The sequence below is a fragment of the Pseudoalteromonas sp. S4741 genome (genome assembly GCF_005886135.1).
In the GTDB taxonomy this organism is placed as follows: Bacteria; Pseudomonadota; Gammaproteobacteria; order Enterobacterales; family Alteromonadaceae; genus Pseudoalteromonas; species Pseudoalteromonas tetraodonis.
The window spans coordinates 1-16,649 of the sequence record NZ_PNCN01000133.1; the positions used below are offsets into that span (position 1 = coordinate 1).

A 16,649-nucleotide genomic window follows, 5' to 3' on the forward strand; every position below is an offset into this window, starting at 1 on the left:
CTATCAGCTATCAGCTATCAGTCATAATTTATACGTAAACCGTAGTAGATTTGAATTAAAAACACATAGCTTAATTTTTAGTTTAGTCATAGCTTTACGTGTTATCAAAATTCAAATTGTCCTTTAAAGTCGTTTATATGGCTTGAGGCTAAGTCATAGCGCCGCAGATGTAAAAAGCTTATCTTTATAGTGAAGTGTTAGAGAGGAACGCTGTTGATGCCACAAGCTTTTTCAGAGCTTCTGATACTGTTTCACTTTGCTAAAAGATTTGTCGCTATTAGAAAGCGACGTTACTTTCCCATTAGTGTTGTTTTAAAGCTGTGGTGATGGGTTTTGTTTCTCATAAAAGTTTATTTATAATATCACGCTTACTTATAGGGATATTTTATGATTGAAGTGAAGGGCTTAAATAAGCAGTTTGCTGCCAACGTTGTTTACAATGATTACAATAAGGTGTTTAGCAGCCAAAAAGTGTGTATTGATGCACCTAATGGCCAAGGTAAAACAACGTTGTTGATGATGTTGGCAGAGCTCGAAACGCGCCAAAGTGGGCAGATTTTATTTTCTAAAAAAGCATTAACCGAACCACATAAACAAGTTGCTATAGCCTCAGACTGTATTGCTTTACCTGACTTTCTTACGGCAAAGCAAATTATTAACTTGTCCGTAAATACGCTGGGTTGTGATTGGCCAACGACAATAATAGATGGGTTTAATTTCAATGAATTTTTAAATACTCGTTTTGATGCGCTGTCGTCAGGTAATCAAAAGAAATGCCAGTTAATTTTAGCGCTTATGCGTGATGCACCTTATTTATTTCTAGACGAACCCAGCGCAGCACTTGATCAAGCCAGTATTCAGTATTTATTAGTACTGCTTGATGAATATCTAATAGATAAGCCCAATGGGCAAATAGTCATCACCTGCCATGAACCAGCGCCATTTATTGAGCGTGGCTTTGAGTGTATACCGTTATGATTGCAAATTTAAAACAATCAATCGGGCAATATCGCTCTTTTATGGATTATCGTTATCAGGCTTACAAAACTGAACTCACGCAATTATTGTTACAACTAAAAAGCTTTGGGTTGTTATTTTTAGTGGTGTTAGGCTCGTCAGTGTTGGGTTTGATATTGCTACTTTTTTTAGGCCTTGGAAAAATTATAGACAGCAGCGCAGCACCCCAATACGGTGCACAAATGGCTTTATTTTATTTGTTACTTCAAAGTGTGATGCTCAGCGCAATGAAGTCAGCAATTAAAAATAGTAAGCAGCGGTTATTTCAGCAAACTATTGCACGATCAGTTTGGTTATATTTAGTCGATATTAAACTATTAACGCTCAGTAATGCATGGCTTATAGCCAGTGTATTAATTGCGCTAGATTTAACACTGTCACAATGGGTTAAAGTACCGCATTTTATTGTATTTATGTTGCTGCAGTTTAGCTTGGGCGTTTTGTGTTTATACAAACCCAGCGCACTGGTATATGGTTTTTTATTTAGCACGATATTAGTGCTGGTTCCTATTCATATGCAGCCGCTCACTTATCATATGGGCTTTGCTTTATTGTTTGCGCTGAGCCTTTTTGTCCCCGTGGTTAATGTTAACGGGCGTATTGCAGTAAGTTCATTATTGGGCTTTTGGTTTTGTTATTTATTAAACCATTGTTGGACACTTGTTTGGCGCGTGTCGTTACTTTTATGTGTATTCATGGCATCAGCTGCGCTAATAAACGAACGTGCTGATTTAGTACCTATACTTGTGATATTAGCCATGGCTTTTATTGTACTCTTTAGTAGTTCATTGCAATTTGATTGCGGTAGGGTGTATGAGCAGTATCGATTATTTTTTAAAACATGCGAGCAAGAACGCGCCTTTTATATTAGCCAGTTTTTACCTAGCATATTGCTGTTTTTATTATCCACAATAAGTTATAGCGTTATTTTTGGTTACACTCATATTGTATTATTTGTCATTGGAAATATGTGGTGTGTATTACAGGTTTACCTTGCACAAAAAAAACCAGCGCATTATGCGCTGGTTTGGCTAATTTCAACAGGGTTGCTGCTAGCTTTACTAAATTAGTTAAGCGGCATCTGCCTTTTTAGATTTAGCTTTGCTATTACGCGCTGCTTTGCCGGCAAGTAAATCGGCAGGGTCAAAGTCGTCAACGTTAATAACGTCTAAGCGAGCTTGCTCAACAGCTGCTAACTTATCAGCTTCAGCTTGGCTTAAAATGCCGGCTTCTAAGCCCATTTGCGCCACTTTATCAAGTTGGAAGAATGGCAATTTAACGCCTTTCTCTTTACATACGCGTTCAAATAAAGGCTCTACCTCTAGTACGTCTTTAAGCGTTTGCTCTTGACGACCTACAAGGTTAAGCGGCTCGTTTGTAAGGTATACATAGCTTGCTAAACGATTACGCGTTTCGCTAGGCACTTGCAGTAATTGCGCTAGCTTATGCTCAAGTTTGTCGGTAGGTTTACGAACCGGGCGACCAAACGGGAATAACAATACTTTTAATACGCCACGAAGTGGTGCAGATGGCATATTGTTGATTAAATCAGCAAGCGCACGTTGACAGTGGTAAAGGTGATCCTGACAGCTCCACTGAACCAGTGCAAAATCTTCTTTTTTACGGCCTTCGTCGTTATAACGTTTAAGCGTTGCAGACACTAAGTAAAGGTAGCTTAATAAGTCACCTAAGCGTGCTGAAATACGTTCTTTACGTTTAAGTGAACCACCAAATACTGCCATACTTATATCAGACATAAGTGCAAGTGATGCACTAAAGCGTGACGCTATACGGTAAAACTCTGCCGTTTCGTCTTTGTACGGTACGCTAGTAAAGCGAGCGCCAGTAAGTGCAAGCCACTTAGTACGTACAAGGTTAGACATGGTAAAGCCAATGTGGCCCATTAGCGCTTTATCAAATACGTTAAGCGCTTCTTCGCGGTCTTCAATTTCACACGCACTTAGCTCGGTAAGTACAAATGGATGACAACGAATAGCACCTTGACCATAAATAATCATATTACGGGTCAAGATGTTTGCACCTTCAACGGTAATGGCAATAGGTGCACCTTGATAGCCACGACCCAAATAGTTATTTGGCCCAAGCATGATCCCTTTACCGCCTAGCACGTCCATTGCATGAATGGTCGACTCGCGCATTTGCTCAGTAAGGTGATATTTAATAATAGCTGAAACAACCGATGGTTTTTCACCTAAATCTACGGCCCCCGTAGACATGCTAACTGCTGCATCAGAGCTGTAAGCGTAACCTGCAAGTTTAGCCATTGACTCTTCAACACCTTCCATTTTACCAATTGGTAAGCGGAACTGACGACGAATACGGCTGTATGCACCTGTTGCTGTTGCAATTGTTTTAATGCCACCGGCAGAGTTTGACGGCAATGTAATTGCACGGCCCACCGATAAACATTCAACCAGCATACGCCAGCCTTGGCCAGCCATTTCTGGGCCACCAATAATGTAATCCAGGGGTACAAATATGTCTTTACCGCGGGTCGGGCCATTTTGGAACGGCACATTAAGCGGGAAGTGACGACGACCAATTTCAACACCAGGCGTGTTAGTTGGAATAAGTGCACAGGTAATGCCCGGCTCTTTGTTGTCGCTTAGTAAACCATCTGGATCTTGTAGTTTAAAGGCAAGACCAAGTACAGTGGCCACAGGAGCAAGGGTAATGTAACGCTTGTTCCATGTAAGGCTTACACCCACCACTTCTTCGCCATTCCATTGCCCTTTACATACTACACCGTAGTCTGGAATTGAGCTTGCATCAGAACCTGCCTCTGGCGAAGTAAGAGCAAAACATGGAATTTCTTGACCGCTTGCTAAACGCGGTAAGTAATGATTTTTTTGATCTTCAGTACCGTAGTGCTGTAATAACTCACCTGGGCCTAACGAGTTAGGTACACCAACAATTGACGAAAGCAATGTTGATTTACTGGTTAGTTTTTGCAGTACACACGATTGTGCAAATGCAGAGAATTCTAAGCCGCCGTATTCCTTTTTAATGATCATGGCAAAGAATTTATTATCTTTTAGATATTGCCATACGTCCTGAGGTAAATCAGTTAGCTCATGCGTAGCTTCCCAATCGTCCAGCATACTACATACAACTTCAACAGGGCCGTCGATAAATGCCTGCTCTTCAATAGTAAGTTTTGGAACTGGATACTGGTGAAGCTTTTTCCAATCTGGGTTACCACAAAATAAATCAGCTTCCCACCAAGTTGTACCGGCATCAATAGCTGACTTTTCGGTGTCAGACATGCTCGGTGTAACTTTTTTGAAGACCTTGAAAATAGGCTTGATAATATATTGCTGACGAATGCCAGTAACTGAAAGAGGCACTGCGATGATTAAAAAAATCACCCAGCTAATTAAACCAAAAGCACCAGCAAAGGTACCAATTAATAATGTTGCGGCAGAAACACCAAGTGCTGTGTTCCAACTCGCTCTGTGGTAAAGCGCAATGCTGAGCAGTGCGATTAAACCGAGTGTAAATATGAGTGTCATTGCTAATTCCTTAATAGAGGTCAGACCACCTCGTTTAGAGTAGCGCTAGTAACGCTAAGTTTCAAGTACATTACTTAGATTAAAGTGTAGTTATCGGTACGATTATTACAATGTGTTGTATGTTATACGAACAGTTTAACGGTAATGGTTTATTTTGGCTTATCATAAAAAATATAAGCGTTAAAAAAATCAATTAATCTAGTAGTAATATAAGTTTAATTAAGTAAATATACTTATGATGATCAGTGTACGCTTATTAAAAATAGAACGATATTCTATGTTTAGCTTTTTAAAGGTTTATTTATTTTATGTGTGAATTACTTGGCATGTCAGCCAATGTGCCAACGGATATTTGTTTTAGTTTTTCAGGGTTGTTGGAGCGTGGGGGAAATACGGGGCCACATAAAGACGGCTGGGGCATTACTTTTTATGAAGGCAAAGGTTGTAGAACCTTTAAAGATCCCGAGCCAAGTTACCAGTCAGAAATAGCTAAATTAGTTAAAGCTTATCCGATTAAAAGCGTATCAGTTATTAGCCACATTCGCCAAGGAAATCGAGGTCGGGTATGTCTTGAAAATACTCATCCGTTTACTCGTGAGTTGTGGGGGCGTGAAATAACCTATGCTCATAACGGGCAGCTTTCAAATTATCATGATTTAAAACCTGAATATTATCGACCTGTGGGTAATACCGATAGCGAGTTGGCATTTTGCTGGTTGCTTGACAAAATTCGTGAAAAGTACCCGCAGCGACCAAGTAATATGGCGTCGGTTTTTAGATATGCGGCTAAGCTTTCGCATACGCTACGTGAAAAAGGCGTGTTTAATATGTTATTGACCGATGGTGTATTTGTTTTAGCGTATTGTACTAATAATTTACATTATATAACGCGCCGTGCGCCATTTGGTAAAGCAACACTTATTGATGCTGATATGGTGGTCGACTTTCAACAAGAAACCACGCCAAACGATGTGGTAACGGTGATAGCAACAAGGCCGCTAACCAACGATGAACGCTGGCAAAAAATGCAGCCAGGAGAGTTTGCGTTATTTAAAATGGGTGAATTAATGTAGGTTGGTAGAGTAAAACGAAACCCAACTTAAAGTTTCAAATTTAAGTATTGAAATGAAAAGCCCAAGTTATGGTTATCACACTTGGGCGTTTCGTATTGCATCTTGTAAGTAATTTATTTGGGGGTTATTTCGTTTTTAACTTGTGCAGGTAAAGCCGGTGGATTGATCACGGTAAACGATTTCATCTGCACTTCAAACTGTTCCACACCTTTTTCACCTTTCCACATGCGCACAAGCATATAATCCATTTCTGGGGCAAACCAGGCTAAAGCTTGGCGTTTATCGTTATCATATAAGCGTTTAACTTTCACTGCTTCTACATTACCTATAGGCAAGGAAATCATTTCGGTTTCTACCACTTCAAAGTCGTAGTCACGGCAATTACCTTTTTTATCAACCAGTGGAAACGAAAAACTGGTTTTTCCTTTTTTAAGACCCTCACGAACTTGTACTTGATAAGAAATACCATCTTGGAAGTTGTCATGCCATTGGCATTTTAGCGGGTAGTCGCTGGTGTTACTGTTGACAGTTTGTGTTTGACGATCAAAGTTAATTTCATACTTTTTGTCAGGCCCAGTCCCCGTGCGGATCATAGCGTACTGAATAGGCTCTACTTTATCGTTAGCAAAGCTAAAAGTTGATGACTCTTGACGTGAGTCAGAGAAAATCATCCATTCAATATCGCTATGGTAAGTGACTTGGTAATCATTATTATCGAGTTTTTTAAGCGTCCGCTCGGCTTTACCATGATTTGCGCCTTTGCGCAAAATATCGTAGCTGGCTTGATACTGGGTTAACTCACCTGCAATCAGGCTGGTAGGAAGTAATAAAGTGCCCGCACATAATAGCAAGGCACTTAATTTTTTATTTTGGGTAGTGCGCGCCGTGTGCAGGAAGTTGTTTTTCGTCAAGAACTGCATAATCTGCTTCCATCGTAAGTCGTTGTTCACTGAACCACTTGATCACCAAAGGATAAATTATGTGCTCTTGCGCATGCACACGCTTAGCGAGCGTGTCTGCTGTATCGTCTGCAAATACAGGCACTTTGGCTTGAAGAATAACGGGTCCGCCGTCTAATTCTTCAGTTACAAAGTGAACACTAACGCCGTGAACGTCGTCTTTTGCATCAATTGCTCTTTGGTGGGTATTCAGCCCCTGGTACTTAGGCAACAAAGATGGATGAATGTTCAACATTTTTCCAACATATTTTTGCACTAAGTTAGGAGTTAGAATACGCATAAACCCAGCTAATACAACTAGATTTGGTTCAAAAGAGTCAATTATATGCATTAACTGGGCATCGTACGCTTCGCGTGAGTCAAACTCTTTATGACTCAGCACGTGTGTGGCAATACCTGCATTTTTTGCACGCTCTAACCCATAAGCGTCTGCTTTGTTACTAATAACAGCCGTTATATGGGCGTTTATCTCGCCGCTTTCACAGGCGTCTATAATGGCTTGTAAATTTGAGCCACTGCCTGAGATCAAAACTACTAGACGAGTGGGTGCCATTACGCAGCACCACCTACAATTTCAACTTGCTCTTCGCCAGCAACTGCATCTTGGATTTCACCAAGGTGCCATGCGTTCTCGCCAAGATCTTTTAAGATATTTAAGCTATTTTCAAGCTCATCCGCAGGTACAACTAACACCATGCCTACACCACAGTTAAATGTGCGGTACATTTCGTGTGTTGTAATGTTGCCGTTTTCTTGCAACCAGCTAAACACACTTGGCCATTGCCAGCTATCACCTTTAACAACCGCTTTAGCAGATTCAGGTAATACGCGTGGGATATTTTCCCAAAAACCGCCACCAGTAATATGCGAAAGGGCATGCACGTCTACTTGCTTGAACAACTCAAGTAATGGTTTAACGTAAATACGTGTTGGTTCTAAAAGGTGCTCACCTAAGGTTTTGCCATCAATCACTTGATTAGTATCAGCGTTAGAGACTTCTAAAACTTTACGAATTAAAGAGAAACCATTTGAGTGAGGACCGCTAGATGCAAGGGCAATAAGTTGATCGCCTGCAGCTACTTTAGTGCCATCAATAATTTTTGATTTTTCTACCACACCTGTACAAAAGCCTGCCATGTCGTAGTCTTCACCATCATACATACCTGGCATTTCAGCTGTTTCGCCACCAATTAGGGCACAACCTGAAATTTCACAACCTTTACCAATACCGGTTACTACGTCGGCTGCTGTGTCTACATCTAGTTTACCCGTTGCATAGTAATCTAGAAAAAACAGGGGTTCAGCGCCTTGTACTATTAAATCATTTACACACATCGCAACTAAGTCGATACCTACAGTATCGTGCTTTTTAAGGTCAATTGCTAAACGTAACTTAGTGCCTACACCATCGGTGCCTGCTACAAGTACGGGTTGCTTATAACCTTCAGGAATTTCGCAAAGTGCGCCAAAACCACCAATTCCGCCCATCACTTCAGGACGACGAGTTTTTTTAACTACGCCTTTAATACGCTCAACAAGAGCATTACCAGCGTCGATATCTACGCCCGCGTCTTTATAGCTTAGAGACTGTTTTTGTTCGCTCACAGGTTTTCCTCAAAATAGTTGTTTTGATGCTTACTTAGAAACGCGCGTATTTTACAACAATTGCAAGGGCGCGGCTAGTTGAAATCTGGATTTGATTTTAAAGACAAGGACAGTTGTCCGCTAGTTGCTGTATTAGTAAACAAAAAAGCGCCCAATGGCGCTTTTTAATATGGAAATAAAAAATTAATACTACGAATTAGGCTTTAGCTGTAAGTATCGCTCTAAGTGGTGCAGGGTAGCCTTCAATGGTTTTACTGGTGTCAGCGGGGTCTAAAAAGTCAACTAAAGATTCGTTTTCCATCCAGTCAGTTTTACGCTGCTCGTCGAGCGTTGTAATAGCACAATCTTTAATCTGCACATCTTTAAAGCCAACACGTTCCATCCACAATTTTAATGCCGCAGTGCTTGGAATAAACCATACATTACGCATTTTCGCGTAGCGGTCGGTCGGTACTAATACGGTGTTTTCATCGCCTTCAATCACTAATGTTTCAAGCACGAGTTCTCCGCCTGGGCGAAGCTGTGCTTTTAATTGCGCTAAAAAGTCGATAGGGGAACGACGATGATAAAGCACCCCCATTGAAAAAACCGTATCAAACGCTTTGAGCTCTGGCAGGGCTTCTACACCTAATGGTAACAAATGCACGTTTTCATCTGGGTTAAAGTGTTTAATTGCCTGAAACTGACATAAAAATAAGTCAGAGGGGTCAATACCCACTACAAACTGAGCACCTTCACCGCGCATACGCCATAGGTGATACCCAGAGCCACAACCAATATCTAATACAGTACGGCCTTTTAATGGCTCAATATGCGGCAGAAGTCGATCCCATTTCCAGTCACTGCGCCATTCGGTGTTTATTTCAATACCATGTACAGTAAAGGGACCTTTTCGCCATGGCATCATGCGTTTTAATAAATGCGTAGCTTGTTTTTGCTCGCCTTCGCTCATCTCACCCGATGCGCCAATTTCTACTTTAGTAGCAATATCAACGTGGGTTGTTTTTACTTCAGGCAAATTTTTAAGTACTTTTTGCCATTTTGGTAAATCACCATGGCTTGCCTCGTTTTGCCAATGTTTTAATTGACCGGGCAGGGTTTCTAGCCAGTGGCTAAGCGGGCTTTGTGCAATTGCTGCGTAAAATTGGTTAAACCATTGAGACATACATTACTCTTTTTATTTAATTGCTACCATTGAGCAAAAATTAAAACATTGATACCACACCTGCGTTTGGCTAAAACCAATGTCGCTTAAACGATTAAAGTGCGTGCTCAGCGTATCGGGGCGCATTACGTTTTCAATGGCTGTACGTTTTTGGCTTATTTCAAGCTCTGAATAGCCATTGTGGCGTTTAAAGTCGTGGTGCAAATCAATTAATAGGTTATCGCACTGCTCGTTTTCGGCTTTAATTTTTTCGCTAAGGAGTAGTACGCCACCGGGTTTTAAGTTAGCGTAAATTTTTTCAAGCACGGCTTGGCGCTGTAAAGGCGGAATAAATTGCAAGGTAAAGTTCATGGCCACAACCGACGCATTTTGAATCTCAAGCTCGTTAATATCGCCCAAAGTTACTGTAACCGGCACGTCTGACTTAAAGCCTTGTAAATGAACCTTGCAGCGCTCAACCATAGCTTGTGAGTTATCTACAGCAATAATATGGCAGTTGTCGGTACGAATATTACGGCGCATACTTAGAGTAACCGCACCAAGCGAGCAACCTAAGTCGTAAAGGTTTGAATTACTTTGCGCATATTCTCCCGCCAATTTACCCATAGTGCTGACAATGGTGGCGTATCCAGGCACAGAGCGCTGGATCATATCCGGAAAAACTTCAACCACATTTTGGTCAAAGCTAAAATCTTTTACTTGTTGCTCAGAGGCGTAAATACTGTCTTTTATACTCACTAAGGCAGTCTCTTTAAAAATAATGGCACTATTTTAACATTTTATACTGGATAGTCAGTGATAAATTCAGTAGCTTGGCTAGAATTATGAATAATAAGTATAAAAGAGAACGTTAAATGAGCAAAAGTAAGGTAATTAGCACAGACGATATATTAGCAACCCTATGTCATTCAGTGACGGAGGTACTATCATCAGCCAGTGCTAACGAAATTAGCTACTCGGCTATGGTGCAAAAAATAACGCGCACTTGTATGCGCCCAGATATTGGCTGTTTTGTATTATTTGATGGTGGCTTTACAGGGTTGGTTGTAACTAATTTTACAGCGCAAGCCGCAATGGAAATTTACGGCGATTACATGCGCAACATGGGCATGCCAGAAGAAGAAATTGCCCACAGTCATTTATCAGATGACGTTTCAAATGTAATGGGCGAGCTAATGAACCAAATAGTGGGCGACTTCACGTCAAAAGTGCGTGAACAGCTGCATACCTCTATTACCCAAAATCAGCCAAAAATGATGGCTATTAATAAACAAGTGCAAATATCGGTTGATACCACTATGGATAGACCACAAGCACGTCGTGTAACCTTCACCACGAGCAAGCAAAATATCTTCTATTTAGAGTTAGCGATGGATAAAACAGAGTTCATCAAGCTACATGACTTTGATATTATCGAAGCAGTAGACCCAGATGACATCATCGAAAACGAAGCAAAGCATAAAGCAGAAAAACAAAAAGCTGCGGACAATGCAAAAGCCAGTGATGCAGATGACGACTTTATGGCCGAGCTTGGTTTGTAAATCTACGGAGCTTTACAGCTTTAAGTTTTAAGTAACACAATAAAAGCGCGAGTTCATCTTGCGCTTTTTGGTTTATGAGGGTTATTGCCTTAAGTAATTTTTGGTAAATCTCGTTGCGATATAAAAAGCAACTAATGTTATTAGTGTTGTTTTTTTTGTGTAGCCAAAAATAAATAGGGTAACCTATGCATACGACCCAAACCGGCCACAAAAATGATTGAGAAACAATTAATAGATTTATAATAGCTATCAGAGCAAATAAACACGCTACTTTTTGATGCGGGGTTAAACGCTCTTGAAAAGCAAGCCGTCCGATAATTACCATAGTAATTGGCATGATAAAGTAGCCTAATGAAACCGCTAGACCATATCCATTTACGGGTGCCCACATGAATAGCCATAATTGTGCACCAACTAAAAAAGATGAAAGGAGCCGTGTTAGCCAAAAATACTTTTCATATCGCACCCTCGTTTATATGCCGAGTACAAGTGGCCAGTAACCTTTTAGTAGAATAAAAACAGTTAAAAATGGCACCGTAAATAAAACCCGCCAACCATATGTTTCGTGACCTTGAAGTTCATTTAACAGTGAAGTGTAAGCAAACATTAGTGCAAAAAGTGCTGATGAAATTATATTTAAAGTAACGCCTAATGAAGTTTTATTAGAGCTTTGCATAGTCGGTATATAGAAGATATTTGTGATAATTTTTTTCATGAAAACGATAATATCAAATCATTTAGAACCACCGTTGTACTAGAACGCGTTAAATCGAGTTTAAATGTGCTTTAAATACACTTGTGGTGATAATCAATTACTTTATGATGAAATGATTTATATTTTTGAATAACGAACTCAAAAAATTTTTAGATAGTGGATGAGGAGCTGCAATTGCCTAGCGTCTAACCCAAGCCGTTTATATAAGCACTTGGGTTATAGTCATTGAGTGTTTAGCGGATAATCATTTGCTCACGCTCAGGGCCTACAGATACCATACTCACAGGCACGCCCATCAGTGCTTCGATGCGTTCAACATAGTGCTGAGCGGCCGCAGGCAGACTGTCAAAAGTACGACAACCGGTAATATCTTCATCCCACGCTGGCATGCTTTCATAGATTGGCGTTAAAGCGGCTGTTTGTGGCCAAATAGGATTTTCGCTGTGATCGCCTGCATAACCAACACAGATTTTTAAATCCGTCATGCCCGATAGGCAATCAATTTTAGTTAATGCAATTTCAGTAGCAGCTTGTAGTTCAACTCCATTACGCGTGGCAACAGCATCAAAATAACCCATATCACGTGGGCGACCAGTTACTGCACCATACTCATTGGCGCTTTCGCGAAAATTCTCTTGCTCCGCCATTGCGGTAACGAGTGTACCTGTGCCAACAGATGAACTAAACGATTTAGCTACTGCAATAACACGTTCAGGTCTCAGTGCCGGTAAACCGCTGCCAATTCCTGCATAGGCGGCAGTGACGTTTGATGATGTAGTATAAGGGTATTCGCCATAAACTAAATCACGGCCAGCGCCTAGTTGCGCTTCAAATAATAAGTTTGCATCTTGCTTTTGTAGCGCTTTTAAAGGCTCTGTTACATTACAAATAAATTCACGCCAAGGAGCGCTGACAGCTAATAACCACTCAGTCATTTGTTCAGCTGTTTGTGAAAAATCACAGCTTGGGTAAAGGGCTTTTAGCTGTGGCATTTTCCAATCAAGCATAAATTGAATACGCTCTAATAAAACCTCTGGCTGATTTAACCAGCCAACTAAAATGCCTTTTTTCATTACGCGGTCGCCGTATGCAGGGGCAATACCTTGGCGAGTTGAGCCGTAAGCGGCATCACCTAAACGTACTTCTTCAAGTGTATCTTCAAGAGCGTGTAGCGGTAAACACAGGGTTGCACGATCAGAAATGCACAGTTTTACCTCAACGCCAGCGGTTTTAACTTCAGCGATTTCTTCGCTTAATGCGCCAGGGCTTATCACCATGCCAGGGCCTAATACGGCAATACAATCAGGATTAAAAATACCACTTGGTAATTGGTGTAATTTAAACGTACCAAACTCATTCACAACGGTATGACCGGCGTTGTTACCACCTTGAAAGCGAATACTTGCAGATGCATCCTCTGCTAAAAAATCGACGATGCGGCCCTTGCCTTCATCACCCCAGTTTGCACCTACAACAACAATTGACGGCATAAATTTCTCTCCAAATTGATTGAATGAATATGGTATGCGCACTATCTAAATAAGAGAAATTAATTATAATTATTATCCTGATAAGAATTTCATATCGATTTTAGATAGTTAAGGTCATCAAAATGTTAGATATTCATTGGTTAAAAACCTTTGTCACATTAGCACAACTAAAGCATTTTGGTAAAACCGCCAATGCGCTGCATATGACACAGCCCAATGTTAGCTTGCACATTAAGCAACTAGAAAAAATGACACGGGCGAAACTGATCGAGCGTAATCCGTTTAGTTTGACGCAAGCAGGTTTACGGCTATTGCAGTCTGGGCAAAAAACTTTGTGGGAATTACAGGTTTGCCAGTCTGATTTAAATGCGATAAATGATCTACGCCAAGGCACCCTAACGATTGCTGCAAGTGATATTATTTCTCGGTTGTTGTTGATTGAGCCGTTCCAGCTATTTAAACGTCAGTTTCCAGGAATTGACTTTACTTTGCTCAATACTACCTCATCACAAGCATCGGCGTTGGTGAAAAGTGCGGAGGCTGATCTTGGTTTTGTTATTGCGCAAAAAGAAAGTGAACCACTGCATTTTACGCAATTGCAGCAGATAAAGTGGTGTGCGCTAGGTAATCATTTACAGCTATGGCAGCAAGCTAAAAATAACAACACTATAACGCTGACTGAGCCGCCAACATTAATTTTACTCGGCCATGATACGCGTACAAGAGAGTTACTTGATAGCGCATTACCGTCTTTAAACTTACCGAATTATCGGGTAATGGAAGTGGGCAGTGTGGATGCACAAATTGATTGGGCTGAAGCGGGCTTTGGTGTTGCGATTGTGCCGGAGTTTTCACTGCGCAGTAAAGCAAATTTAACCACTACAGTCACCGCCTTACCCAAGTTTCCAACCACCAGTCTAGGCTACATTGTGCGGCAAAATCAGGTGCTGTCAAAAGCGATAAAACAATTGCTACATTGGGTGAGTGAAGAGATCTCACGTAGTTATCGCTAACAAGCGGTATTAGTTAATTTTCACAACAAAAAGTGTAAAGTTTTCATGCATATATTAAGGTGCAGTGCTGGTGGCTTTAAAGCTACAATTATTACAGATTTATGCGGACTCTCTGCTGAATGAGCTATTTTAAGAATTTAATAACAAAATTTATAATTATGATGCAACAGCGGCCAGGTTTATTGGCAGTATTTGCGTTTTGTAGTGGGGTCGCAAGTTATGTATTGGTTGAACGTAAAGAGTCATTCTCGCAAATTATTGCCATATTGTTGATAGTTAGTTGGCTATGGTTGATTGTTGATAACTGGCTACGTGATAAAGTTGAGCAACGTTTTGGCGTGGCTATTTCTCCTAATGTTATGCGCTTTGCTCTGCAAATGGTGCAACAGGAAAGCCTTTTTTTTGCGCTGCCATTTTTTCTCGCGGCGACTTCTTGGAATCATCCGCAAGCTATATTTACTTCGTTAATTATTCTCTGTGCGTTTATATCAGTTGTTGATCCACTGTATTATAAAAAATTAGCTAAACACAGTGTTCTCTTTACGGTATTTCATAACTTTGCATTGTTTGTGGCCATTTCAGTCACTTTACCAATTTTACTTAACCTTACGACAAGCCAAAGCATAGAGATAGCCTTGATCACTGCCATTATTTTTACCATTCCTAGCTTAGGTAACTTAATGCCTAACGCGCGTTGGTGGCGTTTTCCTTTGTTAGTTGTATTATTGAGTGCACTTAGTGTTGGTTTATGGCAGCTACGTAGCTGGGTACCGCCAGCAGCGTTGCGCTTAACTGATATCACGTTATCCCATGAAGTCGATATTCAGCAACGCAAGCCCATCGGTAACGTTAAGGTGTTAGATGTAGATACATTAAGACGTGAAGGTTTATATAGTTGGACAGCGGTAAAAGCGCCAAGAGGGTTAAACGAAAAGATTTTTCATGTTTGGACCCTTAATAACCAAGTCGTAGATCGAATTGCATTAAATATTACAGGTGGACGAGAGCAAGGCTATAGAGCATGGACCCACAAAATGAACTTTCCAGCAGATCCAGCTGGGAAATGGCAAGTACAGGTTGTTACTGAATCAGGGCAACTAATAGGATTAGCTAAATTTACAGTGGGTTCATAATTGATAGGCTTATAAATACATTAGGGTGAATAAGGGTTGTTATTTTGCTCAACTAACACGCAAAACATACGCAAATCTAGTTCTAGCTGATGGTACTGCGGCTCCATATGGCAGCATAATTTATAAAAGCCTTTGTTATGATCTTTTTCTTTAAAATGCGCGAGTTCGTGCACCACTAATGCTTTTAATAATGGTTCCGGTGCGTGTAGTAAATCGCTGTTGATAGCTAAATCGTGCTTACGGGTTTTACCTTGCATACGATACGTGTGTGTTCCGAGTGCATTGGTGACCATATCGCCTTGTTTTTTAAATGCTGCGCGGCCAAACGGCGGTGCATTTTTTAAATACTGTTTTTTAAGCTCAGTGGCGTAGCTATACAGTAACTTATCACTGGTAATGCGATGCGCCTGCGGGTACTTTTTAAGTAAATACTCACTTACCTTTCCTGCTTTCATTAGTCCTAATACTTGCTCAACGATATTGGCAGGGTAGCCGGTAAAGTAACGTGCGTATTCACTCATTATTGTCTCTGTATTTTGAATTTATTTTTAAAAAAGTGCTTGCTGGTGGGCTTCTTTCTCGCCACTAAATGGATTGAGTACGTTGTGATTATACCCCAAATCTTGGCAAAACTGGCGAGCCAGTAAAGGCGCTTCGCGGTTATCAGCCGTATGAAAAAATACATAGGGGCTTTTGCCCTCATTTAGCCACTGGGTTACTTTGCTAAGCCAAGGCTGATAAAAGGTCTTATAATCGTTTTCTAAGTTAGCAATAACGAAGCGCGCCATAGGCTGCGAGCCCGTAGCAATAGCGTGAACTGGTAAGTGGGGCTTTTTTTGTTGGGCGTCTATTAGCGCTTCGGTGGTTGGCTTTACTGCAAAGAGCGCCCGAGTATCCATAGCAATACGGTTTATATTATTTGCCATTAAAAGCTGATTAAGTGCGATTTCGGCCTCACCTTTTTTGAAAAAATCAGGGTGGCGTACCTCAACCCCATAGTTTAGCTCTTTAGGAAGTAACTCAATAAAAGCGGCAAGCTTAGTTAAATGTTGTGGCGCAAACGCTTTAGGTAATTGCAGCATTATTTGCCCTGTTTTTTCAAATAGAGGGGCGAATAAATTAAGCCAATTAGTTAGCTCATTTTGCACGTTAGTAAGTTGGAGTTCGTGACTAAAGCGCTGATGAAACTTAAAGGTAAATTTAAACTCATCGGGTACACTGGCAGCCCATCGTAATACGGTGTCAGGCGAGGGATCGGCATAAAAACTGGTGTTACCTTCTACCGAATTAAAATGCTGCGCATATTCGCTAAGCATATCGGCATTTTTACACTGGCGTGAAAATAAATTTCCTTTCCATGCGCTGCTCGACCACTGCGGGCATCCAATATATAGCATACAAACAA

Annotated in this window: 15 protein-coding genes; 6 read left to right on the forward strand and 9 right to left on the reverse strand. The window is 40.8% G+C overall.

What is annotated here, in order from left to right; genetic code table 11:
- Positions 1-387: 387 nt before the first annotated feature.
- Together CWC30_RS15830 and CWC30_RS15835 are read left to right on the forward strand one after the other, a co-directional pair.
- Positions 388-978: an ATP-binding cassette domain-containing protein gene (locus tag CWC30_RS15830; protein WP_138627576.1), complete on the forward strand. Its 591-nt coding sequence runs from the start codon at positions 388-390 to the stop codon at positions 976-978.
- A complete protein-coding gene (locus CWC30_RS15835) occupies positions 975-2,087 on the forward strand; it encodes a DUF6136 family protein (RefSeq protein ID WP_138627577.1) in 1,113 nt (370 codons plus the stop codon). The genes CWC30_RS15830 and CWC30_RS15835 overlap by 4 nt, the downstream gene beginning before the upstream one ends.
- Here CWC30_RS15835 and fadE read toward each other — a convergent pair whose 3' ends face one another.
- Positions 2,088-4,550, reverse strand: a complete 2,463-nt coding sequence (gene fadE / locus CWC30_RS15840; RefSeq protein WP_138627578.1) for an acyl-CoA dehydrogenase FadE — start codon at positions 4,548-4,550, stop codon at positions 2,088-2,090. It abuts the gene before it with no gap.
- A gap of 308 nt (positions 4,551-4,858) precedes the next feature.
- Between fadE and CWC30_RS15845 the strand changes: the two genes are divergently transcribed.
- The gene (locus CWC30_RS15845; protein ID WP_013464565.1) at positions 4,859-5,623 is read left to right on the forward strand and encodes a class II glutamine amidotransferase; all 765 of its coding nucleotides are present in this window, start codon (positions 4,859-4,861) and stop codon (positions 5,621-5,623) included.
- Between the two features lie 113 nt (positions 5,624-5,736).
- Here CWC30_RS15845 and CWC30_RS15850 read toward each other — a convergent pair whose 3' ends face one another.
- The 5 genes from CWC30_RS15850 to cmoA all read right to left on the reverse strand — a co-directional run bounded on the left by CWC30_RS15850 (position 5,737) and on the right by cmoA (position 10,090).
- Complete coding sequence (locus CWC30_RS15850) at positions 5,737-6,534, reverse strand: DUF3108 domain-containing protein (protein WP_249929894.1); 798 nt, start codon at positions 6,532-6,534, stop codon at positions 5,737-5,739.
- The gene (purN, locus tag CWC30_RS15855; RefSeq protein WP_069439911.1) at positions 6,488-7,135 is read right to left on the reverse strand and encodes a phosphoribosylglycinamide formyltransferase; all 648 of its coding nucleotides are present in this window, start codon (positions 7,133-7,135) and stop codon (positions 6,488-6,490) included. Before purN ends, CWC30_RS15850 begins: the two co-directional genes overlap by 47 nt.
- Entirely contained in the window at positions 7,135-8,187 is a 1,053-nt protein-coding gene (gene purM / locus CWC30_RS15860; protein ID WP_016899473.1) for a phosphoribosylformylglycinamidine cyclo-ligase, read from the reverse strand. Before purM ends, purN begins: the two co-directional genes overlap by 1 nt.
- A 196-nt stretch (positions 8,188-8,383) precedes the next feature.
- The gene (gene cmoB, locus CWC30_RS15865) at positions 8,384-9,352 is read right to left on the reverse strand and encodes a tRNA 5-methoxyuridine(34)/uridine 5-oxyacetic acid(34) synthase CmoB (RefSeq protein ID WP_138627579.1); all 969 of its coding nucleotides are present in this window, start codon (positions 9,350-9,352) and stop codon (positions 8,384-8,386) included.
- A gap of 12 nt (positions 9,353-9,364) precedes the next feature.
- Positions 9,365-10,090: a carboxy-S-adenosyl-L-methionine synthase CmoA gene (gene cmoA, locus CWC30_RS15870; RefSeq protein WP_004588942.1), complete on the reverse strand. Its 726-nt coding sequence runs from the start codon at positions 10,088-10,090 to the stop codon at positions 9,365-9,367.
- Between the two features lie 116 nt (positions 10,091-10,206).
- Between cmoA and CWC30_RS15875 the strand changes: the two genes are divergently transcribed.
- Positions 10,207-10,893: a DUF3334 family protein gene (locus CWC30_RS15875; protein WP_138627580.1), complete on the forward strand. Its 687-nt coding sequence runs from the start codon at positions 10,207-10,209 to the stop codon at positions 10,891-10,893.
- Positions 10,894-11,841: 948 nt separating this feature from the next.
- Here the strand turns inward: CWC30_RS15875 and CWC30_RS15880 are convergent.
- Positions 11,842-13,098 (reverse strand): adenylosuccinate synthase, encoded by a 1,257-nt coding sequence (locus CWC30_RS15880; RefSeq protein ID WP_036983139.1) that lies wholly within the window; start codon positions 13,096-13,098, stop codon positions 11,842-11,844.
- A 122-nt stretch (positions 13,099-13,220) separates the two neighbouring features.
- Between CWC30_RS15880 and CWC30_RS15885 the strand changes: the two genes are divergently transcribed.
- Positions 13,221-14,111: a LysR family transcriptional regulator gene (locus CWC30_RS15885; RefSeq protein ID WP_036983137.1), complete on the forward strand. Its 891-nt coding sequence runs from the start codon at positions 13,221-13,223 to the stop codon at positions 14,109-14,111.
- A gap of 119 nt (positions 14,112-14,230) precedes the next feature.
- Entirely contained in the window at positions 14,231-15,244 is a 1,014-nt protein-coding gene (locus CWC30_RS15890) for a DUF5924 family protein (RefSeq protein ID WP_036983135.1), read from the forward strand.
- Between the two features lie 20 nt (positions 15,245-15,264).
- Here CWC30_RS15890 and CWC30_RS15895 read toward each other — a convergent pair whose 3' ends face one another.
- Together CWC30_RS15895 and CWC30_RS15900 are read right to left on the reverse strand one after the other, a co-directional pair.
- Positions 15,265-15,765 (reverse strand): M48 metallopeptidase family protein, encoded by a 501-nt coding sequence (locus tag CWC30_RS15895; RefSeq protein ID WP_138627581.1) that lies wholly within the window; start codon positions 15,763-15,765, stop codon positions 15,265-15,267.
- A 27-nt stretch (positions 15,766-15,792) separates the two neighbouring features.
- Entirely contained in the window at positions 15,793-16,641 is an 849-nt protein-coding gene (locus CWC30_RS15900; protein WP_036983496.1) for a DUF72 domain-containing protein, read from the reverse strand.
- Positions 16,642-16,649: the final 8 nt, after the last annotated feature.

What these genes read in the sequence shown, in the direction of transcription:
- CWC30_RS15845 (WP_013464565.1), top strand. Translation starts at nt 4,859, where the DNA reads ATGTGTGAATTACTTGGCATGTCAGCCAATGTGCCAACGGATATTTGT.
- CWC30_RS15880 (WP_036983139.1), bottom strand. Translation starts at nt 13,098, where the DNA reads ATGCCGTCAATTGTTGTTGTAGGTGCAAACTGGGGTGATGAAGGCAAG.
- CWC30_RS15875 (WP_138627580.1), top strand. Translation starts at nt 10,207, where the DNA reads ATGAGCAAAAGTAAGGTAATTAGCACAGACGATATATTAGCAACCCTA.
- CWC30_RS15900 (WP_036983496.1), bottom strand. Translation starts at nt 16,641, where the DNA reads ATGCTATATATTGGATGCCCGCAGTGGTCGAGCAGCGCATGGAAAGGA.
- CWC30_RS15895 (WP_138627581.1), bottom strand. Translation starts at nt 15,765, where the DNA reads ATGAGTGAATACGCACGTTACTTTACCGGCTACCCTGCCAATATCGTT.
- cmoB (WP_138627579.1), bottom strand. Translation starts at nt 9,352, where the DNA reads ATGTCTCAATGGTTTAACCAATTTTACGCAGCAATTGCACAAAGCCCG.
- CWC30_RS15890 (WP_036983135.1), top strand. Translation starts at nt 14,231, where the DNA reads ATGAGCTATTTTAAGAATTTAATAACAAAATTTATAATTATGATGCAA.
- fadE (WP_138627578.1), bottom strand. Translation starts at nt 4,550, where the DNA reads ATGACACTCATATTTACACTCGGTTTAATCGCACTGCTCAGCATTGCG.
- purN (WP_069439911.1), bottom strand. Translation starts at nt 7,135, where the DNA reads ATGGCACCCACTCGTCTAGTAGTTTTGATCTCAGGCAGTGGCTCAAAT.
- CWC30_RS15885 (WP_036983137.1), top strand. Translation starts at nt 13,221, where the DNA reads ATGTTAGATATTCATTGGTTAAAAACCTTTGTCACATTAGCACAACTA.
- CWC30_RS15835 (WP_138627577.1), top strand. Translation starts at nt 975, where the DNA reads ATGATTGCAAATTTAAAACAATCAATCGGGCAATATCGCTCTTTTATG.
- CWC30_RS15830 (WP_138627576.1), top strand. Translation starts at nt 388, where the DNA reads ATGATTGAAGTGAAGGGCTTAAATAAGCAGTTTGCTGCCAACGTTGTT.